This is a genomic window from Streptomyces sp. H39-C1, assembly GCF_027158125.1.
In the GTDB taxonomy this organism is placed as follows: Bacteria; Actinomycetota; Actinomycetes; order Streptomycetales; family Streptomycetaceae; genus Actinacidiphila; species Actinacidiphila fildesensis.
This window is the reverse complement of record NZ_JAPVLS010000055.1, coordinates 1-23,770: the sequence shown is the minus strand read 5'-3', so window position 1 is coordinate 23,770 and position 23,770 is coordinate 1. Positions and strand designations below refer to the sequence as shown.

Below are 23,770 nucleotides of genomic sequence, written 5' to 3'. Positions count from 1 at the left end.
GCCTTTAGTTACCTAATCTTACGGAATATAACGGGTCATTATCTTGACCCTCCGTCTGATACTTACGTAATCTTACTGGTGCGCAAGCCGCGCTGATCGACTCTCCGATCGGAACAGGAGGCGTCGTGTCCCGTACCCGGGCCCTGCTCGCCGCTCTTGTCCTAGCCGCTTCCGTCCTCCTGGGTGCCGGCGCGCCCGCCTCCCAGGCCGACGACCCGCCGCCGCCCTCCTTCACCCTGCCGCTCTCGCTGGACCTGCACGACGGGGTCATCCAGAAGTTCGGCGGCACCTACTACGCCTACGGAACCCAGTACCGCTGCGGGTTCCAGTGGCAGGTCCCCAGCACCTGGTGCGGATTCGGGGCGTCCAGCGCGCCGTCCCTGACCGGGCCCTGGTCCACGCCGGTCCGCTTATTCTCGCCCGCGGACACCGACCCCTGGACGAGCACGACATGGCAGACCGAGTGCGGCGGGGGATCGGCCTACGGGTGCTTCAACCCGCGGATGCTCCAGCGCACCGGCTGGGGCAGCGACGACGGCACCTTCATCCTGTGGTTCAACTCGCCGGCCGACTACGCCCGGAACCACGCCAACGCGTACAACGCCATGGGGTGCAACGGGCCCCTCGGCCCGTGCGGCCCCTCCGCCGGCCCGCCGCACGGTTCCTACGTCAAACCGTCGCTGACCATCTGCGCGGCCAACGGCGACTTCGGCTTCATCGCCAGTGCGACCCCCGGCGCCCGCCCGGCCCTGGTGTGCACGATGCCGGGCAGCGCCGCCCTCAACATCGAGGAACTCAACACCTGGGGCGTGGGCGGTGACGGCACGGGTGTCCAGGGTGTCGCCGGCCTGGCCCACATCGAGAGTCCTGGCGGCTGGTACGACGCGGCCGCGGGCCGGTACGTCCTGACCTACTCCGACGCCAACTGCGGTTACTGCACCGGGACCGGGACCGGGTACGCCACCGCTCCGAGTCTGTACGGCACCTGGACCGCGCCGGTGAACCTGGGCTTCGGCCAGCCCGCCAACGGCCGCCGGGTCTTCTCCGCCAACTCCTGCGGCGGACAGCCCCGCACCGTCAGCCTCATGGACGGGCAGGCCTTCCAGGGCATCGACCTGTGGACCGGCAGCAGGAACGAGACCGCCGCCGGAGCCATCTTCGTGCCGCTGACCTTCGGCACCGCGACGGGGACTCCCGGGGACGGCGGTGTATGGCGGCCGCCGCTCACCCTCGACTGCTGACGGAGCGCCCCACGTCATATGCGGATCGAGTATTCACTCGATCGAGTGACGTGCCCATGGGGCTCGAGTGACCGTTGGTCAGAGTGGGACCGCATCGCATGCGCCTGGGTGCCGCGCTGCTCCGGACGCCTGATCGGCAGGGCTTCGGCCGCCGCTCCGGGCGACCCACGGAAGCGCACCGGTTGTCGGGAGGCACTGTTCGCCAAGTGGGTCCGGCCGCCCCGATCCTGCGTCCAGGGACCGGGGCGGCTGCCATTCCGCGCGCGGCTCGACGCCCGTTCGGTGCGGTTCCGTGCGGCTGGGTGTCGTGCGGTTCCGACTACCTCTCGTGCTCCGATCCGAACGGCACGGGCCCGTTCCCGGTGACCTCGGCACGTCCCGTCTCCGGGAATACCTTGGTGATGACGCACTCGCCCTGCCGCCCGTTGGGCAGCCGCAGGTCCAGCGTCTTGCCGCGCACCGCCCACCGGCTCGCCCCCGCGCCGGTGTGGAGGCTGCCGTGCCAGGCCGAGAGGCGGCCCTTTTCCTGAATCGCGTACAGATCGGCCTCGACCGCGGTTCCGGTCCCGTCGGCGATCACTGTTGCCCAGCCCCGATAGGTGTTTCCCATGGGGCCAGGATCCGCCGCCGGACCCACAATTGCGACCTGGCCTAGACGGCGGGCAGGCCGAAGGCGTCGGCCAGGGCGTCCAGCGAGGCCGTGAGCAGCGTCGACGGGCTGTGGCCCATGCCGCTGAACTGGGACGATACTTCGAGACTGACCGATCCGTGCAGCTGGGACCAGGTGAGGACGGCGCCGGCGAGAGCCGTGCCCCGGCCGGCCGCCGAGGCCGCCGACTCGGGCGGGTCCCAGGGCCCGGTGTGCTCCGCGAACCATCCGGCCACCGCGGGATCCCGCTCGGCCCAGGCCTCCATCTGGCCCACCAGCGTTTCCATGGCCGGCTTCGGCCGCCCCTGGACGAAGACCTTCATGAAGGGTCCGAGCGCCGCGCGGGCGCGCAGCAGGGTGTCGGGCGGGGCCGTGTAGCCGGGCACCGGGGCGCCCGCGATCAGCAGATAGCGGTGCGGGTCGGCCACGGCCCAGGCCCGGAACGAGCCGGCCAGCGCGTGCAGCCGGGCGCGCGGTGACGCGGCCTCGGAGCCGGCCGCGACGGCCTGCTCGATCGCCGTCGCCAGATCGTCGTAGGCATCACGGATCAGGGCGCTGAGCAGATCGTCCCGGCTCGCGAAGTAGCGGTAGAGGGCCGGCCCCGACATGCCCAGTTCCTTGGCGATGCGGGTGAGCGCGACACCGTCCGTACCGCCCTCGGCCAACTGCCGCAGGGCGATCACCTTGATCTCGTTGCGCGTCTGCTCCCGGAACCGGGCCCGTGGGCCCTCGGCTGCCGCCATCACGAAATGTGTCCTCCCCTGGGTTGCGTGACCCATCTTAGCAACTGTTATAGTGTGTAACGAAAGCGATTGACCATAACGCCTGGAGGTCCTGGTAAGGACTTCCGGCCGCTGTCACCTGCCCACGAGAAGAAGTGAAGGACATCATGGACATCGATCACGCGGCTCCGGCCATCGCCGACCTCAGCGTCACCATCGACGCCCCGCTGGAGACGATCTGGCGGCTGCACACCGACATCGGCTCCTGGCCGCGCTGGAACCCCGGTATCACCAGCGCCCGCCTGACCACCGAACTGGAGGTGGGAGGGATCTTCGAGTGGCAGACCGCCGGTCTCACGATCACCTCCACCATCGGTGAGATCACCCCGATGGGCCGCATCGCCTGGGGCGGCCCGGCCCACGGCATCATCGGCATCCACGTCTGGACGTTCGAGCCGGGCGCCGGCGGCGTCGTGGTGCGGACCCGGGAGTCCTGGGACGGCGAACCCGTCCGGGCCGATCCCGACGGGATGCGGGCCGGGCTCACGGCCTCGCTCGTCGACTGGCTCGACGCCCTGAAGTCGGCGGCCGAAGGCGGAACGCCCGCCTGACACCCGCCTGAACGAGGTGGCGCGGCGGGCCGGTGGCGTCCCCGGGCGGGCCGCCACCCCCTCGGGGCCCTCTGCGATCATGTCCCCGACGGACCCTGGGACCGGACGGACCAGGACCGTACGGAACGGGCGGAGGGCCCCCGCATGATGGAGACAGGCGCGGACGACGCACGGGTGACCGCGTTCTGGCGCGGACTGGGGCTGCCGGGGCTGATCGATGTGCACACGCACTTCATGCCGGAACGCGTGCTGGACAAGGTGTGGGCGTACTTCGACGCCGCCGGGCCGCTCGTCGGCCGCCGCTGGCCCATCACCTACCGCCACCAGGAGGACGAACGGCTCGCGGTACTGCGCGGGTTCGGCGTCCGGGCGTTCACGTCCATGGTCTACCCGCACAAGCCGGGGATGGCCGGCTGGCTGAACAGCTGGGCGGCGGACTTCGCCGCCCGGACGCCGGACTGCCTGAGCACCGCCACCTTCTTCCCGGAGGAGGGCGCCGCGGACTATGTGCGCGCGGCCGTCGAGGGCGGCGCCCGGGTCTTCAAGTCGCATGTCCAGGTGGGGGCCTACGACCCCAACGACGCCTGGCTGGAGCCGGTCTGGGGGCTGCTGGCCGAGGCGGGGATCCCGGTGGTGACGCACTGCGGGTCCGGCCCTGTGCCCGGCAAGTTCACCGGACCCGGGCCGATGGCCCGGGTGCTGGAGCGGCATCCCCGGCTGCGGCTGGTCGTCGCGCACATGGGGATGCCCGACTACACCGCCTTCCTGGACCTGGCGGAACGCCACCCCGGGGTCCTGCTGGACACGACGATGGCGTTCACCGACTTCTCCGAGGAGTCCGCCCCGCTGCCCAGGGCGGAGTACCGGCGGCTCGCGGACCTCGGCGACCGGATCCTGTGGGGGAGCGACTTCCCGAACATCCCGTACTCCTACGCCCATGGCCTGGAGTCGCTCGAACGACTCGGCCTCGGAGACGCCTGGCTGCGCGCCGTGTGCCACGACAACGCCTCGATCCTCTTCGGAATCTGATGGCACGCCAGGTCGCAGGCCTTTAGTGGTTTAGTCCTAGGTCTAGTCCAAAGCCTTGACGAGTTCGCGTCACAGCTGGATTCTGGCTGCGTTTCCCCCCACAGGAGGTACGACGTGAAGCGCCTCAAAGCACTCTGTTCCGGGGTGGCGGCAGCCACCCTCGCGGCGGCCGGCCTAGCCGCCGCCGCCACGCTCGGCACGGGCCAGGCGTCCGGCGCCGAGACCGCGGCGGCCGCCCTGGGCAACAACTGGTACGCGGCGGCGCCGTATCTGATGCCCCGGGACAACAATCCCCCCGACGCGGGCGCGATCATGGACGCCACCGGACTCAAGGCGTTCCAGCTCGCGTTCATCCTCGCCCCCAACGGCGGCGGCTGCAGCCCGACCTGGGACGGAACCGCGGCTGTCTCCTCCGACACCGCGGTGGCCTCGGTGATCAGCGGGATCCGTGCCAAGGGCGGTGACGTCTCCGTCTCCATCGGCGGCTACGGCGGCACCAAGCTCGGCCAGGCCTGCTCCACCTCGGCGGCGACCGCCGCCGCGTACCAGCAGGTCATCACCAAGTACCAGCTGAAGGCGATCGACTTCGACCTCGAGGAACCGGAGTACGAGAATGCCACCGCGATCTCCCACGAGATCGGCGCCGCGAAGATCCTCCAGCAGAACAACCCCGGCCTCTACGTCTCGGTGACCACGGCCGGAACCGCCGACGGCACCGGCTGGTTCGGCAAGCAGATGCTGAACGAGGCCAAGGCCCAGGGCTTCACGCCCAACAATTTCTCGATCATGCCGTTCGACGGCGGCTTCAACGGGGCGGCGGCGCAGACCAGCGCACTCACCAACTTCAACTCGATCCTGCAGACGACGTTCGGCTGGAACGCCGCCACCGCCTACGCCCACGAGGGCTTCTCCGGAATGAACGGCCGCAGCGACACCGGCGAGTACTTCCGCCAGGCCGATTTCCAGACGGTGCTGGACTACGCCACCAGCCACGGAATGGGGCGGTTCACCTTCTGGTCACTCAACCGTGACCGTCAGTGCACCCCGCCGGAAAACGGCACCACTTCCGGAGTCTGCAGCAGCGTTGCGCAGACGCCCTGGGAATTCGCCAAGTTCTCGGTGAAGTTCGCCGGCGCGACCCCGCCCACGAACCCTCCGACGACGCCCCCCACCACGCCTCCGACGAACCCGCCGGGCCAGTGCACGGTAGCGGCGTGGAGCAGTACCGCGATATACGTGAACACCAATGAGGTCTCCCACAACGGCCACAAGTGGAAGGCCAAGTGGTGGACCCAGAACGAGGAGCCCGGCACCACCGGCGAATGGGGTGTCTGGGTGGACGAAGGCGCCTGCTGACATTCCACTGAAGCCCGGTCACGGCATACGCTGCCGGGACGGCGTGATGTGCGCGAATCCGCAGCGGCGCGTTTTGGCAGGTGCATATGCCGGGAGTTCTCGCCGAAAACGGACGGACCATTTCCGGATGATATTCCGCTTCGCCCGGGTGATCGATAGCCTCGGGTCGAGTGCAGGCCGGTATCTTGGTCAGTCCAAGATCATCTGATGAGCTGGAGACCGTGATGGAGCGTCCCGCCTGGGCACCCCAGGGTATTGACCTCTCGGTGCCGAGTGTGTCGCGTATCTACGACTACTACCTCGGCGGTTCGCACAACTTCGAGGTGGACCGCGAGGCCGCCCGCCAGGCCATGGAGATCTTCCCCGGGCTCCCCAAGATCATGCAGGCGAACCGCGCGTTCATGCGCCGCGCGGTCCGCTACGCCGTCGACCAGGGCATCACCCAGTTCCTGGACATCGGCTCCGGCATACCGACCTTCGGCAATGTGCACGAGGTCGCCCAGGCCGCCAGCCCCGGCGCCCGGGTGCTCTACGTCGACAGCGACCCGGTGGCCGTGGCGCACAGCCGGGCGGTGCTCGAGGGCAATCCGACCGCCCGGATCGCCGCCGCCGACCTGCGCACGCCCAAGGACATCCTGACCAGCCCCGAGGCCACCGAGCTCCTCGACTTCGACCGGCCGGTGGCGCTGCTGCTCGTCGCCGTCCTCCACTTCCTGGCCGACGAGGACGACCCGGCCGCCGCGGTGGCCGAGCTGCGCGACGCGCTCGCCCCCGGCAGCCTGCTGGTCCTGACCCACGCCTCGACCGAGGGCGGCCCCATCTCGCCCGAGCAGGGCGGCGGCGTCCAGGGCGTCTACCGCAAGGCCAGCTCCCCGCTGATCATGCGCACGCGGGCCGAAGTGGCCGCGTTCTTCGAGGGCTTCGAGCTCATCGAACCCGGTCTGGTCCCGATGCCCGACTGGCATCCGGACACCCCGGCCGGTCACGAAGAGGACCCCGCGGCCTTCGTCGGCTTCGCCGGCGTGGGGCTCAAGGCGTGACCTCACAGCCGGCGGGGACCGGGGACTCCGGCCTGCACCTGGCCGGAGGCACCGGGCAGGACGCCACCGGGGACACCGCGCTGGACGCACGGGCCGACGGCCTGCGGCGGTTCGCCACCATCTGGAGCCGTGCGATCTACCCGGCCACCGCGACCTCGATGACGCGCGCCGAGTTCGAGGAGTACCTGCTCCCGCTGGCCCGCGGTCTCGACGAGGCGCTGCGGGCCACTCCGTTCGACCCGCGCCCGGCCTTCGAGGTCGGATCCGCGCTGGTCGCCGCGCACTGCACCGACCCCGAGGTGCTGCCCAGCATCCTGCGGGTGGTCGACGCGTACCTGGTGCTCTACTGCCCGCCGGAGGACCTGCCGGCCGACGAGAGCCGGTCCCGCTGCGCCCGGCTGCAGCACGCCATCGCGGCCGGGTTCGCCCGCGCGCTGGTCGAACGCACCCGCTACGAGCAGGAGGCCATCTCCCGGGCGGCGATCTCCGCCCGGGCGGAGGCGGAGACCGCGCTCCAGGCCAGCGAGGCCCGCTTCCGCGCGGTCTTCGAGGGCGCCGCGGTCGGCATCGGGATCGCCGACCTCGACGGCCGGATCCTGGAGCTCAACGGCGCGCTGACCCAGATGTTCGGCGGCGAGCACCACGTCCGCAACCGGAACGTCAGCGACTTCGTGCACCCGGACGACGGCGCCGACGTCTGGGGGCTGTACGGGGAGCTGGTCCGCGGCGAGCGCGACGACTACCGCATCACCAAGCCGTACTACCGCCCCGACGGCACCGCGCTGTGGACCAACCTGTCCGTGTCGCTGCTCAGGGACTCCTCGGGCGTCCCGCAGTACCAGTTGGCGCTCATGGAGGACATCACCGAGGCCCGGCTGCTGACCGAGCGGCTGCGCCACGAGGCGACCCACGACACCCTCACCGGGCTGCCGAACCGGGCGCTGTTCTTCGAACGGCTGGAACAGGCCCTGTCGCCCGGGACCGGCACCGAACGCCTCGGCCTGTGCTACCTCGACCTCGACGGCTTCAAGGCGGTCAACGACAGCCTCGGCCACGCGGTGGGGGACCGGCTGCTGGTCGCGGTCGCCGAGCGGCTGCAGGCGTGCGTGACCGCCCCGGACCAGCTGGTCGCCCGCATCGGCGGCGACGAGTTCGCCGCCCTGATCGTCGATCCCGCCACCCAGGGTGAGGTCACCGATCTGGCCGACCGGATCCTGGCCGCGCTGTCCACCACGGTCCGTCTCGACGGCCGTGAACTGCCCGTCCACGGCAGCATCGGCATCGTCGAGGGCCCCACCGGCACCCGCGGCGCGGCGGACGTGCTGCGCAGCGCCGACATCACGATGTACCGGGCCAAGGCCGCCGGCGGCAACCGCTACGAGGTCGCCGACCCGGACTCCGACGCCCGCGCGATCACCCGGCACGGTCTGACGAACCGGCTGCCGACCGCCCTGGAGCGCGGCGAGTTCTTCATCGAGTACCAGCCCCTCATCCGGCTGGCCGACGGCAGCGTCCAGGGTGCGGAGGCGCTGGTCAGATGGTGCCACCCGCTGCACGGCGTGCTCGGGCCCGACCAGTTCATACCGCTGGCGGAGAGCACCGGGCAGATCGTCCCGCTCGGCCGCTGGGTGCTGCAGGAGTCCGCCCGGCAGGCGCGCGAATGGCAGCGCCGGAGCGCCGACGGCCTCCCGGTCCGCGTCAACGTGAACCTGTCCCCGTGCCAGCTGTACCATCCGGGGCTCGTCGACGAGGTCGCCGCCGTCCTGGAGGAGACCGGGCTGGACCCCACCGCCCTCTGCCTGGAGGTCACCGAGAGCGCCCTGATCGGCGCCGACGAGGACGCCCTCAAGCCGCTGCGCCGGCTGGTCGACCTGGGTGTCGACATAGCGCTCGACGACTTCGGCACCGGCTACTCCAACCTGTCGTCCCTGCGCTGGCTGCCGATCAGCAACCTCAAGCTCGACCGGGCCTTCACCCGGGGCATCCGGCAGCACCCCGCCGACCCCGTCGACCTCAAGATCGTTGAGGGGATCGTCTCCCTCGCGCACACCCTCGGCCTCACCGTGACCGTCGAAGGAGTGGAGACCCGCACCCAGGCGGAGCATCTGGGACTGCTCGGCTGCGACACCGCCCAGGGCTGGTACTACGCCCGGCCGGGGCCGCCGGACCATCTCCACACCCTGACGCTGTGCGACGCGATGAGCGCCTGACGGCGGCCCGCGAGAACGTCACGGAGGACTCACCGGTCCTGGCATCAGGACCTGTCGGCGGCGTGGTGCATGCTGGCTCCTGACCCCGCCATGTGTGCGCCCGCTGCCTGCGGCTTCGCCATATGACCGCCGTAAGCACCGTGGAGACCGACCCTGAGCAGCACCGCCGCCGAGATCCTGTCCGTCCTCCTGCTCCTGCTGGTCCTCGGGTTCGCGGTGGCGCGCCCGCGCGGCTGGCCGGAGGCGGCCGCGGCGGTGCCGGCCGCGGTGCTGGTGACCGCGACCGGCGCGGTGCCGTGGCAGGACGCCTGGGACCAGACCAGGGAACTGCTGCCGGTCGTCGGTTTCCTCGCCGCCGTGCTGGTGCTCGCGGAACTCTGCGCCGACGCGGGGCTGTTCACCGCGGCCGGGGACGCGATGGCCCGCGCCTGCCGGGGCGAGCCGGGCCGGCTGCTGGCCGGGGTGTTCGTGGTGGCCTCGCTGATCACCGCCGTGCTCAGCCTGGACGCGACGGTGGTGCTGCTGACCCCGGTGGTCATCGTGACCGCCGCCCGCGCGGGCACCCGGTCCCGGCCCCATGTCTACGCGTGCGCCCATCTGGCGAACTCGGCGTCGCTGCTGCTGCCGGTCTCCAACCTGACCAATCTGCTGGCCTTCGCCGCGGCCGGGCTCTCCTTCACCCGCTTCGCGGCGGTGATGGCGCTGCCGTGGCTGGTGGCGATCGGCCTGGAGTACCTGGTCTTCCGCCGGTTCTTCGCCGCCGACCTGGCCGCCCCGGCAAGCGCCGGTGAACCGGTGCCACGGCCCGCGCTCCCGGTGTTCACCCTCGTTGTCGTCGCCCTGACCCTCGCGGGCTTCGTCGTCACCTCCCTGGCCGGGGTGAACCCCGCCTGGGCGGCGCTGGCCGGCGCGCTGGTGCTGGGGGTGCGGGCGCTGCGCCGCGGGCGGACGACCGTACGCGGCCTGGCGAGCGCGGCGAACCCGCTGTTCTGCCTGTTCGTGCTGGCACTGGGCGTCGTCGTCAAGGCCGTGGTCGACAACGGCCTGGCCGATGCGGCGGACCGGGTGCTGCCGGACGGCGCGGGACTGCCAGAACTGCTGGCGGTGGCGGCGCTCGCCGCCGTGCTGGCCAACCTGATCAACAACCTGCCGGCGGTGCTGGCCCTGCTGCCGCTCGTCGCGACAGCCGGACCCGGCCCGGTGCTCGCCGTCCTGATCGGTGTGAACCTCGGCCCGAACCTCACCTACGCCGGCTCGCTGGCCACCCTGCTGTGGCGCCGGATCCTCAGCGACCACGGCAAGGACCCCGAGCTGGGCGTCTTCACCCGCCTCGGCCTGCTGACGGTGCCCCTGACGCTGGTGGGCGCCACGACGGCCCTGTGGGCCATGCTGCGGCTGACGGGCACCTGACGGGGCCTCACAGCCGCCCGGCGGGGCTCCTGGGACGGCTCCCGGGGCGGCCCCTGGGACCGCTCAGTCCCGGCCGCCGCCGGAGACAGCCCGTACGGATGACGGACGCATACGCCGCCGCGCCCGTCGTCCACCGCGGCGCGGCGTACGCCCGGGTGCGCCCGCCGTCGGGCCGCCGCCCCCGGAAGCCCCCTGATCTGTACCGGTACCGGGCCTCGCCCCGTGACGCGGAGCGCCCGATCGGGCATACTCCATCGCGCCACAGCCGCTGATCAAGCCGCGCCGAGACCCGGCGGGAGACGATCGGCATTTGGGCATCGCAAGACGTACGGCACCGCCACACCCTGGGCGGTCGCCGCCGCGCCTGACAGGGAGGAGCGTGCCGCCATGCCTCACAACGGCCCGCAGCCGGTAGACCGCCACTTGCCCACCGAGGAGGCCCGAGACCTGCTCGCCCTCACCCGCGAGCTGGCCCAGCGGGAGATCCTGCCCCGGGCCGCCGAGGAGGAGGACACCGGGCACTTCCCGCGGGACACGTTCGCCCTCATCGGCGAGGCGGGGCTGCTCGGCCTCCCGTATCCGGAGGAGTACGGCGGCGGGGGACAGCCCTACGAGGTGTACCTGCAGGTCCTGGAGGAGCTGGCCGCCGCCCGGCTCACCGTCGGCCTCGGAGTGAGTGTCCACACCCTCGCCTGCCACGCGGTGGCGCACTTCGGCACCAAGGAGCAGCGGGCCGAGCACCTGCCCGCCATGCTCGGCGGCGCGCTCCTCGGCGCGTACTGCCTCTCCGAGCCCGCAGCGGGCTCCGACGCCGCGTCCCTGAACACCCGCGCGGTCCTCAAGGACGGCGACTGGACCATCGACGGCACCAAGGCGTGGATCACCCACGGCGGTGTCGCCGACTTCTACACCGTGCTCGCCCGCAGCGGCGCCGAGGGCCCGCGCGGCATCACCGCGTTCCTGGTGCCCGCGGACTCACCGGGCCTGACCGCCGCCCAGCCCGAGCGGAAGATGGGCATGAAGGGCTCGCCCACCGCCCAGGTCCACTTCGACGGCGTGACCGTCCCGGACAGCCGGCGGGTCGGCGAGGAGGGCCAGGGCTTCTCCATCGCGCTGTCCGCGCTCGACTCGGGCCGGCTCGGCATCGCGGCCTGTGCCGTCGGGGTCGCCCAGGGCGCCCTCGACGAGGCGCTGGCCTACACGCTGGCCCGCAAGCAGTTCGGCCGTCCGCTCGTGGACTTCCAGGGGCTGCGCTTCATGCTCGCCGACATGGCCACCAAGATCGAGGCCGGCCGGGCGCTCTACCTCGCCGCGGCGCGGCTGCGCGACGCCGGCCGGGACTTCTCGCGGCAGGCGGCGATGGCCAAGCTCTTCTGCACGGACGCCGCGATGCAGGTGACCACCGACGCCGTCCAACTCCTCGGCGGCTTCGGCTACACGGTGGACTTCCCCGTCGAGCGCTACATGCGCGAGGCCAAGGTGCTGCAGATCGTCGAGGGCACCAACCAGAGCCAGCGCATGGTCATCGCCCGGCACCTCGCAGGACCGGAGAGCAAGCCGTAGTCCGCAGAGCGAGCCCTGGTCCGGAGGGCGAGCCGTAACGCCGCGCCGGTGCCGCGCCCCCCGGGGACGCGGCACCGTATCGCAGGCGGTCGCCGCCGGGTTCAGGCCGCGCGCTGGCGCGGCACCCGTACCGGACGGGACTCGGGGCCGTACGCGTGAGAGAACGGCTGGGTGCGCCAGTCGAGTCCGGCCGGCAGCGTCAGCAGGGTGGCGAGCTCCTCACCGGTGTACTCCATGCCGTCCACCTGCTGCGCGTCCCGCAACGCGCGCCCGGAACCGGCACAGACGGTGAGGCCGAACGGATTCCACGGCGTGGGGCACAGCGCGTGCTCCGGCAGCACCTCCTCGCCCTCGAACAGCGCGATCGGCCGCGCGCAGTCCGGGCAGTGCACCCGCAGGATGTCGTAGACCTCGTCGTCGAACGCCTCCTCGGCGTCCAGGGCGGCGGCTTCGAGCGCCTGGGCGGCGCGTTCGTCGTCCTCCTCGAGTACGGGCTGCGTACGTTCGCTGCGGCTGGGCCGCACATGGGTGCGCATAGTGGGATCCCCCTTGGATGAACGCCCGTTCGACGGGCCCGCCGGGCACGACGGCCACGGCCATAGCGAGCACTTCCCGCCCGGCGCGCCCGATAACCGTGGCGGCCGCCACCATGGGGTGCATCCGGTGTGGCCTTCGTCACATCCGGCGCCGTTCCGGGCGTGCGCGCGCCGGGAGAACGCCCTCCCGCCCCGGCGTGCCCCCTGCCCGCTGTGCCGGAGGCCCTCCGGGGCAGTAAGTTGACCGCCGTGGAGGAGCTGGATCAACAGATCGTGGAACTTCTCGTCGCCGATGGGCGGATGAGCTACACCGACCTGGGCAAGGCCACCGGCCTGTCCACCTCGGCGGTGCACCAGCGGGTGCGCCGTCTGGAGCAGCGCGGGGTGATCCGCGGCTACGCCGCGATCGTCGACGCCGAAGCGGTCGGACTCTCCCTGACGGCGTTCATCTCGATCAAACCGTTCGACCCGAGCGCGCCGGACGACATCGCGGAGCGCCTCGCCGAGGTACCGGAGATCGAGGCCTGCCACAGCGTCGCGGGGGAGGAGAACTACATCCTCAAGGTCCGCGTCGCGACCCCCGGCGAGCTGGAGCACCTGCTCGCCCGGATCCGCACCCTGGCCGGGGTCTCCACCCGCACCACCGTCGTGCTGTCCACTCCGTACGAGGCCAGGCCCCCGCGCATCTGAGCGCTCCGGGCAGGGGAGAGACTGTCCCTCATGAACGAGCGCACCCCTTCCACCACCGTGCTGCTGCGCGGCGGAACCGTCTACAGCCCCGCCGACCCCTTCGCCACGGCCATGGTCGTGGAGGGCGGCACCGTCGCCTGGGTGGGATCCGAGGGCGCCGCCGACTCCTTCGTGGACGGCGTCGACGAAGTGGTCCACCTCGACGGCGCGCTCGTCACCCCCGCGTTCACCGACGCGCACGTCCACACCACCGCGACCGGGCTGGCGCTCACCGGCCTCGACCTCACCGCCGCCGGCTCCCTCGCCGACGCGCTCGCCCGCACCGCCGCGTTCTCCCGCGACCGCCCCGGCGACCGGGTGCTGCTCGGCCACGGCTGGGACGAGTCGCGCTGGCCCGAGCGGCGGACGCCGTCCCGCCAGGAGCTGGACGAGGCGGTCGGCGGCCGGCCGCTCTACCTGACCCGGGTCGATGTGCACTCCGCCGTTGTCACCACCGCGCTGCTCGACCTGGTCCCCGGCGTGCGCGACCTGCCGGGGTACCACCCGGAGGGCCCGCTCACCAGCGACGCGCACCACGCGGTGCGCCGTGCCGCGCACGCCGCCGTCACCCCCGCCCAGCGGCTCGCGGCGCAGCGCGCGGCACTGCGCCACGCCGCCTCGCTGGGCATCAGCGCGGTGCACGAGTGCGCCGGCCCCGACATCTCCTCCGAGGACGACCTCACCGGCCTGCTGGCGCTCGCCGCGGCGGAATCCGGGCCCCGGGTCTTCGGGTACTGGGCGGAGGCCGTGAAGGACGCCTCGGGGCTCGACCGGATCCGGGACCTGGGCGCCGTCGGCGCGGGCGGCGACCTGTTCGTCGACGGCTCCCTCGGCTCCCGCACGGCCTGTCTGCACGCGCCCTACGCCGACGCCCCGCACAGCGGTACCCCCTTCATCGACACCGACACCATCGCCGCCCATGTCGCCGCCTGCACCGAGGCCGGTGTCCAGGCGGGTTTCCACGCCATCGGGGACGCCGCCGTCTCCTCCGTCGTGGCCGGGGTACGGGCCGCCGCCGAACGCGTCGGCACCGACCGGATCCGGGCGCTGCGGCACCGGGTCGAGCACGCCGAGATGATGACGCCGGACACCATCGCCGGCTTCGCCGAACTCGGTCTGATCGCCTCGGTGCAGCCGGCCTTCGACGCGGCCTGGGGCGGCGAGGAGGGCATGTACGCGGAGCGGCTCGGCGCCGAACGGGCCGGGACGCTCAACTCCTACGCCGCGATGGTGCGGGCCGGTGTGCCGCTGGTCCTCGGCTCCGACAGCCCCGTCACCCCGCTCGACCCGTGGGGCGCCGTACGCGCCGCCGCGTTCCACCGCACCCCCGGGCACCGTATCTCGGCCCGCGCCGCCTTCAACGCCCACACCCGGGGCGGCTGGCGCGCGGTCGGCCGGGACGACACCGGTGTCCTGATGCCGGGCGCGCCCGCCGACTACGTGCTCTGGCGCGGCGGCGAACTGGTGGTGCAGGCCCCGGACGAACGGGTCGCCAACTGGTCCACCGACCCGCGTTCCGGCACTCCGGGCCTGCCGGACGTGGCGCCGGACCGTGCCCTTCCGGTCGCGCTGCGTACCGTCGTGTCCGGCCGCACGGTCCACACACGGCCGAACGAGTGACCCACGGCGGCCACATGCGGCCGAACGGTGTGCCCTCGGCCTGTCGCGCCGACTCACCGGGCCCCGCACTGACCTGCTGATTTGAAGGATCATCGCAGGTCAAGTGGCTGTTGACAGCCAACGGTCGAGGGCGAGTAGGTTCGGCCGAGTCCACCACAGGACGTCGGACCGGGGACCCTCCGCGAATCCGTCGACCGCCGCTGGGCCATGGGGTGTCGCGCCGCACGTGCACGCCGCCACTGGCAGCCAGGTCCAGCGTCAGCGGCACGGAAAGCGGCTCGCTTCACGGCGAGTGCCGCCGGACGGCAGGTGTGACCCGGGAAGGGCCCGGACGCCCAGTAGACAACGGCCTTGGCGCCGACTCGCAGCCAGCGGGTCCCAGGTCGGCCCGAAGGGCGTTCCGGGCCCGTTCCGTAGCGGGCGCTCCCGCACGGCCCCGCCTCGAGCCCGGCCCCCGCGGCGGCCTGCGCGCCCGCCGGCGGATCGCCGCCCAGATGACCGGGTAAGCTTCCGGTCGTGCGTCGCGAGAATCAAGCGCGCACACCGTGCTGATCGAGAACCAAGACAGCACAAGCACCTCCAAGCTTTGCCGTACCAAACCGGGCTGGTCTCAACCCGGCTGGTGTTGATCGTGGAAGACCTGTCGGATCGCTGACCCGCAGGCATCGTGAGCCAGGAATCCCCCTGCTTGAGCTGGGGGAGGATTCAATGCACCAGCTCACCACCTGCTGCAGGAAGGCCGCGACGTGCGCCCGCGACCCGACACCGCCCCGGCCGTGGATCCAGCCGCAGAACCGGCCGCGGATCCAGCCAAGGACGCGGTCGTGGACCCGGCCGCCGATCCGGACGCGGCCCAGCCCGTGCCCGTACGTCCCGGCCGGCGCCGCCGTGCCGCGCTGGCCGCCCGCCGCGCGGCCCCCCGCAGCGCCGCCGCCGCGCTCTGCGGACTGGCGCTCGCCGCCGCGTTCCCGCCCTACGACCTGTGGCCGCTGTCGATCGCCGCGGTCGCCGGGCTGTCCGTCCTCACCCGTGGCAGGACCGCCCGGCAGGGCGCCTGGCTCGGCTTCGCCTTCGCGCTGCCCTTCTTCCTGTGGCTGCTGCTGTGGCTGCGGGTCGTCGGCTACGACGCGGTCTTCGGGCTGTCCGTGCTGGAGGCGCTCTTCATCGCCGCGCTCGGAGCCGGCCTGGCGATCACCTCCCGGCTGCCGGGCTGGCCGCTGTGGGGCGGCTGCCTGTGGGTGGCCGAGGAACTGGCCCGGGACCGGCTGCCCTTCGGCGGCTTCCCCTGGGGACGCCTGGCCTTCGCCAACACCGGCTCGCCCTACACCCCGCTGGCCGCCCTCGGCGGGGCCCCGCTGATCACCTTCGCCGTCGCGCTGACCGGCACGCTGCTGGCCGCGGCCGTGCTCGCCGCCCTGCGGCTGCGCACCGCCGGGACCGCGCGCACCGCCCGGACGCTGCTGCCCGCCGCCGGGACCGCCGTGCTCGCGGCCGCCCTCCTCGCCGCCGGCTACGCGGTACCGGTGCCCACGGACGCCACCGACTTCGTCAAGGTGGCCATCGTGCAGGGCAACGTCCAGCAGCCCGGGATGCACTTCCTCGGCCGGCCGATGCAGATCCTGGACAACCATGTCGCGGCCACCCTCAAGCTGGCCAGGGACATCAAGGAGAAGCGCACGCCCAAGCCGGATCTGGTGATCTGGCCGGAGAACTCCTCCGACCTCGACCCGTTCAGCAACCCGCAGGCGTACGACAGGATCACCGGCGCGGTGCGGGCCGTGGGCGTCCCGGTCCTGGTCGGCGCGCTGGTCGACGGCCCGGACGCCCGGCATGTGCAGAACGAGGGCATCGTCTGGGACCCGGTCTCCGGGCCCGGCGCCTCGTACACCAAGCAGCACCCGGTGCCGTTCGGCGAGTACGTGCCCTTCCGCACCGAGCTCACCAAGGTCATCCACCGGCTCGACCAGATCCCGCGGGACTTCTACCCGGGCAGGAACACCGGCGTCCTCAAGATCGGCCCCGCCACGCTCGGCGACGTCATCTGCTTCGAGGTCGCCTACGACGAGATCGTGCACGACACCGTGAAGGCCGGGGCGCGCGCGATCATCGTCCAGACCAACAACGCGACGTACGGCCGCACCGGACAGCCCGAGCAGCAGCTCGCCATGTCGCGGCTGCGGGCCGTCGAACACGGCCGCGCCATCGTCACCGCCGCGACCAGCGGCATCAGCGCCGTGGTGGCCCCCGACGGCACCATTGAGCAGCGCACGAAGGAATTCACCCAGGATGTCCTGAGTGCCCGGATCCCGCTGCGCGACGAGCTCACGGTGGCCGACCGCGTCAGTACGGTTCCCGAGTGGACTCTCGCTATGGTGGGGATTCTGTCCTGCGCTGTCGCCATCGCGCTCGGCAGGCGCGAAGCCACAAAAGCGAAGGGGCAGCAGTGAACGAGGGCGGTGGGGTTCCCCATGGCGGAGCCCAGGGGAGGGACTTCGGTCCGCTCGGCACGGTTCTGGTCATCATCCCGACCTACAACGAAGCCGAGAACATCAAGCCGATCGTGGCCCGGGTCCGGTCCTCGGTACCCGAGGCGCACATCCTGGTCGCCGACGACAACAGCCCCGACGGCACCGGCAAGCTCGCCGACGAACTGGCTTCCGGTGACGATCACGTCCACGTGCTGCACCGGCAGGGCAAGGAAGGCCTCGGTGCCGCCTACCTGGCCGGCTTCCGCTGGGGCATCGACCAGGGATACGGCGTCCTGGTCGAGATGGACGCCGACGGCTCGCACCAGCCCGAGGAGCTGCCCCGGCTGCTCACCGCCCTCAAGGGCGCGGACCTGGTCCTCGGCTCCCGGTGGATCCCCGGCGGCCGGGTCGTCAACTGGCCCAAGTCCCGTGAGTTCCTCTCCCGCGGCGGCAGCACGTACTCGCGGATCCTGCTGGACGTGCCGATCCGTGACGTCACCGGCGGCTACCGGGCCTTCCGCAAGGAGACCCTGACCGGCCTGGGCATGGACGAGGTGGCCTCGGCCGGCTACTGCTTCCAGGTCGACCTGGCCTGGCGCACGGTCAAGGCCGGCTTCCACGTCGTCGAGGTCCCCATCACCTTCGTGGAGCGCGAGCGCGGCGACAGCAAGATGAGCCGCAACATCGTGGTCGAGGCGCTGTGGCGGGTCACCGCCTGGGGCGTGGGCTCACGGGCGAGCCGGGTCTTCGGCCGTACGTCCCGCTGAGGGCGGTCCGGCGGGGTGCGATCCGGGCGGGCGTGATCGGCGATGTCCGCCGATGATCGTGGCTTTATCCGGGCCCAGGCACAATTGACCGTATGACTACCAGCACCCCGCCCCCCGTCCGTCCCCGGCGCTCGCGCGTCCGCACCTTCGCGCCGCTCGTGGTGGCGGCCTGGGCGGTCCTGGAGATCTGGCTGCTGACGGTGGTGGCCTCGGCCACCAGCGGCCTCACCGTTCTGCTGCTGCTCGTGGCGGGGTTCGTGCTCGGCGCGCTCGTGGTGAAGCGGGCCGGGCGCAGCGCCTGGCGCAGCCTGACCGTCTCCATGCAGCCCGGTGCCCCGGGAGCCCCCGGCGCTCCGGGCATCGCCCCGTCCGGGAGCGAGGCGACCGGTGCGGCGCTCGGCATGCTCGGTGGTCTGCTGCTGATGATCCCGGGCTTCGTGTCCGACGCGGCCGGGCTGCTGTGCCTCTTCCCGCCGACCCGGGCACTGCTGCGCAAGGCGGCGGACCGCGCCCTCGGGCGCCGCAAGAGCTACGACTCCGGTTCGATCGGTGATCTGTTCCAGCAGGCGCGGGTGGCCAACGAGCAGATCCGGATCCACCGTCCCGACGGCAAGGTCATCCCCGGCGAGGTCATCCAGGGCGAGGTCGTGGACCCGGACCGCAAAAACCCCGGGACAGAGCGCTGATCGGCGCTCCGCCACGGGGCAGAAGTGTTGGGCGGGCCCGTGTGTCACCACGGGCCCGATGCCTGTTGGTCAGGCGCTCTTGCGGTTGTCGCGCGGATGCACCGCGATGTTCATCGCTCCGGACCTCAGGACGGCCAGCCTCTCGGCCAGCACCTCCTCGAGTTCCTCGAGCGTGCGCCGCTCCATGAGCATGTCCCAGTGCGTGCGCGCGGGCTTGGTTTCCTTCTTCTCCGGGCCCTCTCCGTCCACCAGAAGTGCGATGGTGCCGCATGCACGGCACTCCCACTCCGACGGAATCTCGGCCTCAACCGAGAACGGCATCTCAAAGCGATGTCCGTTCCGGCATGCGTACTCAACGGTCTGGCGAGGTGCCAGATCGATACCACGGTCGGTCTCGTAGCTAGTGGCCCCGAGTCGCGTACCGCGGAGAGCTCGCTCACTCATGAATCGTGCCTCCCGGGCTTTGTCGCCCACAGGACAGGTGTCGCTGTCGTCGTCATCCGGTCAACGTCCGGTCGGCGGTGAAGATTCCCGTTGAGGGACATGCGCCCGCCCGTCGCCCACCGCCACCCTTTCTAGGAGGGCGCTGCGCGCCGCGCTTTTTCCTACCGTCGTGCCGCCCCTGTTTGTACCCACCATTGACCGTTTTGTCACATCTGTTACCAGATGTCACCCGGCGCTTAGCTATCTTTGGCGCGCAGTAACGGTCAACCCGGCGGGACAACCGCGTACACTACCGGCCCGCGACCCCCAATACCTAAATTGTGTCCGGGACGCGATTTCCCGCGGCCTCCACCGCCGCGCGCACCGGCACCCGGGCCAGCAGCACGAACCCCACCGCGAAGAAGACCACCAGCGAGATGATCGCGTCGCGATAGCTGCCGGTCAGCTGGTACGTCAGCCCGAAAAGCAGAGGTCCGAGCCAGCTCGTTCCCCGGTCGCTGACCTCGTACACGGAGAAGTACTCGGCCTCCTTGCCCCGCGGCACCAGGTGGGAAAAGAGCGATCGGGACAGCGCCTGGCTGCCGCCGAGGACCATCCCGATGGCCGCAGCGAGCGCGAAGAACCACACAGGTTCACCCGCCGGGAGGAAATATCCGGCGCCGATGGTGACGGTCCAGGCGGCCAGTGAGCCGAGCACGGTGCGCTGGGCCCCGTAGCGGGCGGCCAGCCGGCCCAGTACCAGCGCGCCGACCACGGCCAGCACCTGGACCAGCAGGATGGCGGTGATCAGCGTCCCCTGTTCCAGGCCCAGCTCCTCCGAGCCGTACACCGACGCCTGCGAGATCACCGTCTGGATGCCGTCGTTGTAGACGAGGTACGCCAGCAGGAAGGCGAGCGTCAGCGGATAGCGGCGCATGTCCCGGGCGGTGGCCGCCAGCTGCCGCCAGCCCTGGCCGAGCGCGCCCGGCCCGGCGTCGCCGGCGGACGGGCCGGCGGCGGAGCGTGGCGACGGGCGGTCCCGCAGCCGGCGCAGCGGCACCACCGTGAACACCGCCCACCACAGCCCCGCTGAGGCGAGGCAGATGCGCACCGCCGTGCCCTTGGAGACGCCGAAGGCGTCATGGCCCAGGAACAGCCCCAGGTTCGCCACCAGCATCAGCGCGCCCGCCGCGTACCCGAAGGCCCAACCCCTCGACGACACGGCGTCCCGCTCGTGCGGCTCCGCGATCTGCGACAGGAAGGCGTTGTAGAGCACCACGGACGCCGCGTACGAGACGTTCGCCACGATCAGCAGCGCGCCGCCGAGCAGATAGCGGTCGCCGGACAGGAAGAACATCCCGGCGGTCGCCGCCGCCCCCAGATAGGCGAACGCGCCCATCAGCGGCTTCTTGCGGCCGGTACGGTCCGCGACCGCGCCCGCCAGCGGCATCACCAGCACCGACAGCAGCACCGAGGCGGAGATCGTGTACGCGAAGTACGCGCCCGCCCGCACCGGGATGCCCAGCGGGTGCACATACCCGTCGGCGTCGGCGGCGGCCTTCGCGACCTCCGTGAGATAGGGGCCGAGGAAGACCGTGATCACACTCGTGGAGAAGACCGAGTTGGCCCAGTCGTAGAAATACCAGCCGTGCTGCTCGCGGCGCCGCTCCAGTGCGCGCTCCGCGACCGCCGTCTCCGTTACCGCCGTGTCCACCAGGTCCCCCGCTCGGACAACACCGTGCGCAGTGCCTCGATGTGATCGGTCATGATGCCATCCACTCCGAGGTCGAGGAGCGCGGTCATCCGGCGGGGGTCGTTGACCGTCCAGACATGGACCTGCAGACCCCGCCGGTGGGCGGCGTCGATGAACCTGCGGTCCGCCACCGGAACGCCCGCGACGCGCTCCGGCACCTGGACGCAGACCGCGCCCTGCCGTACCGCCGCGTCCAGCAGCCGCGCGGGCAGCCGCTCCAGCGGCCGGCCGCCGTACGAGCGCAGCCGCAGGCCCGCCACCCCCCGGGTGCCCAGCGAAGTGGCCAGCCGGGGTCCGGCGAGCGCCCGCAGCCGGGCCACCCGGGCCTCGGAGAACGATCCGGCGCACACCCGGTCCCACGCGTCCGCCGTACGGATCGCGTCGAGCAGCGGTCCGGCGGCGGCCTCCGCCTTCACGTCCACGTTCCACCGGGCCTCGGGAAAGGCCGCCAGCAGCTCCGCGAACGTGGAGACCGGCTCACGGCCCGCGACCCGGGCCCGGGAGACCTCGCTCCACGGTAGGGCGGCGATGGCGCCGCGCGCGTCGGTGACACGGTCCAGGGTCGCGTCGTGGAAGGCGACGAGAACGCCGTCCGACGTCAGGTGGACGTCGGTCTCCAGATAGCGGTAGCCGAGGTCGACGGCACGGCGGAAGGCGGTCAGGGTGTTCTCCAGGCCGTCCGCCGCACCTCCGCGATGGGCGAAGGCGAGGGGTGCCGGATGGTCCAGATACGGGTGGGCCGGGGGAGGGGGAGGTGCGCTCACCTACGGCAGTATGGCCGGGTCCGCGGCGGCCCCGGCCACCGGGCGGTCCCCGCAGGCCGCGACGGCCGGCGAGCGTTCCGGCCGCAGGTCCGGTTCCCGGTCCGGTTCCAGGTCCGGATCCGGCGGGGTGACCGGCTGAGCGGTCGGCTGAGCGGCCGGCTGCGGGATCTCGAAGAACCGCAGGAAGTACTGGGCGAGCGGTCCGATCGCCACCGCGTACAGCACGGTGCCCACCCCGACGCTGCCGCCCAGCAGGAAGCCGACGGCGAGCACCGTCAGTTCGATCCCGGTGCGGACCAGCCGGATCGACCGGCCCGTCCTGCGGTGCAGTCCCGTCATCAGCCCGTCGCGCGGGCCGGGTCCGAAGCGTGCCGTTATGTAGAGGCCGGTCGCCACTCCGTTGAGCACGATCGCCGCCACCAGCAGCGGGATCCGGACGCCCAGCGCGTGGACCTCCGGCAGCAGCCGCAGCGTGCCGTCCATGGCCAGACCTACGATGAAGACGTTGGACACGGTGCCGAGGCCGGGCCGCTGCCGCAGCGGCCACCACAGCAGCAGCACCGCCGCGCCCACGACGATCGACACCATGCCGATGCTCAGCCCGGAATGACCGGAGATCCCCTGGTGGAAGACGTCCCACGGGTCCAGACCGAGACCGGCGCCGACCAGGAGGCCGTCACTGGCGCCGTACAGCACCAGACCGGCATAGAGATGGACGATGCGGCGACCGGTGTGCACGGTGACCCCCTGGTGAAGGTGGCAAGATACGTGGCACTCTGTGGCATGGATGTGGGTGACCGCCACAGCCAATCCGCGAAAGGTGGACTGAATTCCATGTCGCAGTGGACTGCATCGGTAGGAGCGGCTCCGCTCGCCCGGCTGCTCGAACCCCGGCCGGCTCCCGGTGGCGGCGGCCGTCGCGTACCGGCCTACCGCGGACTCGCCGACGGCGTACGGCTGCTGGTGCTCGAAGGCCGGGTACCGGTCGCCGCCCGGCTGCCCGCCGAGCGGGAGCTCGCCCTCGCGCTGGGCGTCAGCCGCACCACCGTCGCCGCCGCGTACGAGGCGCTGCGCGCCGAGGGGTTCGCCCGCTCCCGGCGGGGCGCCGGCAGCTGGACCGCCATACCGGAGGGGCACGCGCTGCCGAGCCGGATCCTCGACCCGCTCCCGCCGGACTCCGCGGGCACCGTCATCGACCTCGGCTGCGCGGCGCTGCCCGCCCCCGAGCCGTGGCTGACCCGTGCGATGGAGGGCGCCCTGGCCGAACTCCCGGCCTACGCGGCCACCCACGGCGACTTCCCGGCCGGACTTCCGGTGCTGCGCGAGGCGATCGCCGACCGCTACACCGCCCGCGGGGTGCCCACCATGCCCGAACAGATCATGGTCACCACCGGCGCCATGGGCGCCATCGCGGCGGCGGCCCGGCGGCTCGTCGGGCTCGGTGAACGGGTCGCGGTGGAGTCCCCGAGCTACGCCAACGTGCTGGAGCTGTTCCGCGAGACCGGCGCCCGGCTGGTGCCGGTGGCCATGCGCGACAACCTCGGCGGCTGGGACATCGACGCCTGGCAGCGGGTGCTGCGCGACGCGGCGCCGCGGATGGCCTACGTCATGCCCGACTTCCACAACCCGACCGGCACCCTGGTCGGTGACGAGCAGCGCCGCGCCCTGGTCGAGACGGCCCGTGCCTCCGGGACCGTGGTGGTCGCGGACGAGACGATGGCGGAGCTGGTGCTGGACGCGGACACGACCGTGCCGCGGCCGATGGCCGCCTTCGACCGCGGTGGCACGGTGATCACCGTCGGCTCCGCGAGCAAGGCGATCTGGGCTGGGCTGCGGATCGGCTGGGTCCGGGCGGCGCCCGACGTCGTCCGCCGGCTGGTCTCCGCCCGCGCCTATCTGGACCTCGGATCCCCCGTCGTCGACCAGCTCGCCGTGGCCTGGCTGCTGCGCGGCGGCGGCTGGGACCAGGCCGTCGCCACCCGCCGCGCCCGGGCCGCCGGACACCGTGACGACCTGGTGGCGGCGCTGCGCGAGCAGACCCCGGACTGGGAGTTCACCGTGCCGGCCGGCGGTATGACGATGTGGGTGCGGACCGGTGACGTGTCGGGTTCCCGGCTCGCGGTGGCCGGCGAACGCCTCGGCGTCCGCGTCCCGTCCGGGCCCCGGTTCGGGGTCGACGGGGCCTTCGAGTCC

21 protein-coding genes and 1 pseudogene are annotated in these 23,770 nt (G+C 72.1%); 15 read left to right on the top strand and 7 right to left on the bottom strand.

Annotated features, from left to right (window positions below):
• Positions 1-125: 125 nt before the first annotated feature.
• A complete protein-coding gene (locus tag O3W51_RS30495; RefSeq protein WP_138353037.1) occupies positions 126-1,241 on the top strand; it encodes a hypothetical protein in 1,116 nt (371 codons plus the stop codon).
• A gap of 319 nt (positions 1,242-1,560) precedes the next feature.
• Here O3W51_RS30495 and O3W51_RS30490 read toward each other — a convergent pair whose 3' ends face one another.
• Complete coding sequence (locus O3W51_RS30490; protein WP_138353038.1) at positions 1,561-1,851, bottom strand: hypothetical protein; 291 nt, start codon at positions 1,849-1,851, stop codon at positions 1,561-1,563.
• Between the two features lie 41 nt (positions 1,852-1,892).
• Positions 1,893-2,636, bottom strand: coding sequence for a TetR/AcrR family transcriptional regulator (locus tag O3W51_RS30485; protein WP_443048354.1), 744 nt, complete (start codon positions 2,634-2,636; stop codon positions 1,893-1,895).
• Positions 2,637-2,779: 143 nt separating this feature from the next.
• On the opposite strand from O3W51_RS30485, the gene O3W51_RS30480 reads away from it, so the two are divergent.
• From O3W51_RS30480 to O3W51_RS30445, 8 genes are all read left to right on the top strand, one after another.
• The gene (locus O3W51_RS30480) at positions 2,780-3,223 is read left to right on the top strand and encodes an SRPBCC family protein (protein WP_138353040.1); all 444 of its coding nucleotides are present in this window, start codon (positions 2,780-2,782) and stop codon (positions 3,221-3,223) included.
• A 144-nt stretch (positions 3,224-3,367) separates the two neighbouring features.
• Positions 3,368-4,252 carry an amidohydrolase family protein gene (locus O3W51_RS30475; RefSeq protein WP_138353041.1) on the top strand — a complete coding sequence of 295 codons (885 nt, stop codon included), beginning with the start codon at positions 3,368-3,370 and terminating at the stop codon, positions 4,250-4,252.
• Between the two features lie 114 nt (positions 4,253-4,366).
• A complete protein-coding gene (locus tag O3W51_RS30470) occupies positions 4,367-5,608 on the top strand; it encodes a carbohydrate-binding protein (protein ID WP_244809084.1) in 1,242 nt (413 codons plus the stop codon).
• A gap of 224 nt (positions 5,609-5,832) precedes the next feature.
• On the top strand, positions 5,833-6,648 hold the full coding sequence (locus O3W51_RS30465) for an SAM-dependent methyltransferase (protein ID WP_138353042.1): 816 nt from the start codon (positions 5,833-5,835) through the stop codon (positions 6,646-6,648).
• A gap of 38 nt (positions 6,649-6,686) precedes the next feature.
• Complete coding sequence (locus O3W51_RS30460) at positions 6,687-8,858, top strand: putative bifunctional diguanylate cyclase/phosphodiesterase (RefSeq protein ID WP_269287806.1); 2,172 nt, start codon at positions 6,687-6,689, stop codon at positions 8,856-8,858.
• A gap of 153 nt (positions 8,859-9,011) precedes the next feature.
• Positions 9,012-10,268 (top strand): SLC13 family permease, encoded by a 1,257-nt coding sequence (locus O3W51_RS30455; protein WP_269287805.1) that lies wholly within the window; start codon positions 9,012-9,014, stop codon positions 10,266-10,268.
• Between the two features lie 98 nt (positions 10,269-10,366).
• Entirely contained in the window at positions 10,367-10,540 is a 174-nt protein-coding gene (locus O3W51_RS30450) for a hypothetical protein (protein WP_269287797.1), read from the top strand.
• A gap of 115 nt (positions 10,541-10,655) precedes the next feature.
• A complete protein-coding gene (locus O3W51_RS30445) occupies positions 10,656-11,831 on the top strand; it encodes an acyl-CoA dehydrogenase family protein (protein WP_269287796.1) in 1,176 nt (391 codons plus the stop codon).
• Between the two features lie 101 nt (positions 11,832-11,932).
• Here O3W51_RS30445 and O3W51_RS30440 read toward each other — a convergent pair whose 3' ends face one another.
• Entirely contained in the window at positions 11,933-12,367 is a 435-nt protein-coding gene (locus tag O3W51_RS30440) for a hypothetical protein (protein WP_138353045.1), read from the bottom strand.
• Between the two features lie 249 nt (positions 12,368-12,616).
• Here O3W51_RS30440 and O3W51_RS30435 point away from each other — a divergent pair, with 249 nt between their 5' ends.
• The 5 genes from O3W51_RS30435 (at position 12,617) to fxsA (ending at position 18,637) form a co-directional block, all read left to right on the top strand.
• The gene (locus O3W51_RS30435) at positions 12,617-13,057 is read left to right on the top strand and encodes an Lrp/AsnC family transcriptional regulator (protein ID WP_138353046.1); all 441 of its coding nucleotides are present in this window, start codon (positions 12,617-12,619) and stop codon (positions 13,055-13,057) included.
• A gap of 30 nt (positions 13,058-13,087) precedes the next feature.
• Positions 13,088-14,716: an amidohydrolase gene (locus O3W51_RS30430; protein ID WP_138353047.1), complete on the top strand. Its 1,629-nt coding sequence runs from the start codon at positions 13,088-13,090 to the stop codon at positions 14,714-14,716.
• A 746-nt stretch (positions 14,717-15,462) separates the two neighbouring features.
• Positions 15,463-17,163 (top strand): apolipoprotein N-acyltransferase, encoded by a 1,701-nt coding sequence (gene lnt, locus O3W51_RS30425; protein WP_443048353.1) that lies wholly within the window; start codon positions 15,463-15,465, stop codon positions 17,161-17,163.
• Entirely contained in the window at positions 17,160-17,951 is a 792-nt protein-coding gene (locus O3W51_RS30420) for a polyprenol monophosphomannose synthase (RefSeq protein WP_138353049.1), read from the top strand. The genes lnt and O3W51_RS30420 overlap by 4 nt, the downstream gene beginning before the upstream one ends.
• Before the next feature lie 92 nt (positions 17,952-18,043).
• Positions 18,044-18,637, top strand: a complete 594-nt coding sequence (gene fxsA / locus O3W51_RS30415; RefSeq protein WP_138353050.1) for an FxsA family membrane protein — start codon at positions 18,044-18,046, stop codon at positions 18,635-18,637.
• A gap of 69 nt (positions 18,638-18,706) precedes the next feature.
• Here the strand turns inward: fxsA and O3W51_RS30410 are convergent, their stop codons facing one another.
• The 4 genes and pseudogenes from O3W51_RS30410 to yczE form a co-directional block, all read right to left on the bottom strand.
• Positions 18,707-19,081, bottom strand: coding sequence for an RNA polymerase-binding protein RbpA (locus tag O3W51_RS30410; protein WP_138353051.1), 375 nt, complete (start codon positions 19,079-19,081; stop codon positions 18,707-18,709).
• 313 nt (positions 19,082-19,394) lie between these two features.
• Positions 19,395-20,888 (bottom strand): MFS transporter, encoded by a 1,494-nt coding sequence (locus tag O3W51_RS30405; protein ID WP_331284102.1) that lies wholly within the window; start codon positions 20,886-20,888, stop codon positions 19,395-19,397.
• A pseudogene (locus O3W51_RS30400) lies at positions 20,774-21,577 on the bottom strand (glycerophosphodiester phosphodiesterase); the annotation flags it as partial. The gene O3W51_RS30405 and the pseudogene O3W51_RS30400, both read right to left, overlap by 115 nt.
• Entirely contained in the window at positions 21,578-22,315 is a 738-nt protein-coding gene (gene yczE / locus O3W51_RS30395) for a membrane protein YczE (protein WP_244809083.1), read from the bottom strand.
• Positions 22,316-22,411: 96 nt separating this feature from the next.
• Here yczE and yczR point away from each other — a divergent pair.
• Positions 22,412-23,770, top strand: a 1,359-nt coding sequence (gene yczR, locus O3W51_RS30390) for a MocR-like transcription factor YczR (RefSeq protein ID WP_269287794.1), incomplete at its 3' end; no start/stop codon positions are given.

What these genes read in the sequence shown, in the direction of transcription:
- O3W51_RS30490 (WP_138353038.1), bottom strand. Translation starts at nt 1,851, where the DNA reads ATGGGAAACACCTATCGGGGCTGGGCAACAGTGATCGCCGACGGGACC.
- O3W51_RS30480 (WP_138353040.1), top strand. Translation starts at nt 2,780, where the DNA reads ATGGACATCGATCACGCGGCTCCGGCCATCGCCGACCTCAGCGTCACC.
- O3W51_RS30475 (WP_138353041.1), top strand. Translation starts at nt 3,368, where the DNA reads ATGATGGAGACAGGCGCGGACGACGCACGGGTGACCGCGTTCTGGCGC.
- O3W51_RS30465 (WP_138353042.1), top strand. Translation starts at nt 5,833, where the DNA reads ATGGAGCGTCCCGCCTGGGCACCCCAGGGTATTGACCTCTCGGTGCCG.
- O3W51_RS30450 (WP_269287797.1), top strand. Translation starts at nt 10,367, where the DNA reads ATGACGGACGCATACGCCGCCGCGCCCGTCGTCCACCGCGGCGCGGCG.
- O3W51_RS30445 (WP_269287796.1), top strand. Translation starts at nt 10,656, where the DNA reads ATGCCTCACAACGGCCCGCAGCCGGTAGACCGCCACTTGCCCACCGAG.
- O3W51_RS30440 (WP_138353045.1), bottom strand. Translation starts at nt 12,367, where the DNA reads ATGCGCACCCATGTGCGGCCCAGCCGCAGCGAACGTACGCAGCCCGTA.
- O3W51_RS30430 (WP_138353047.1), top strand. Translation starts at nt 13,088, where the DNA reads ATGAACGAGCGCACCCCTTCCACCACCGTGCTGCTGCGCGGCGGAACC.
- fxsA (WP_138353050.1), top strand. Translation starts at nt 18,044, where the DNA reads ATGACTACCAGCACCCCGCCCCCCGTCCGTCCCCGGCGCTCGCGCGTC.
- O3W51_RS30410 (WP_138353051.1), bottom strand. Translation starts at nt 19,081, where the DNA reads ATGAGTGAGCGAGCTCTCCGCGGTACGCGACTCGGGGCCACTAGCTAC.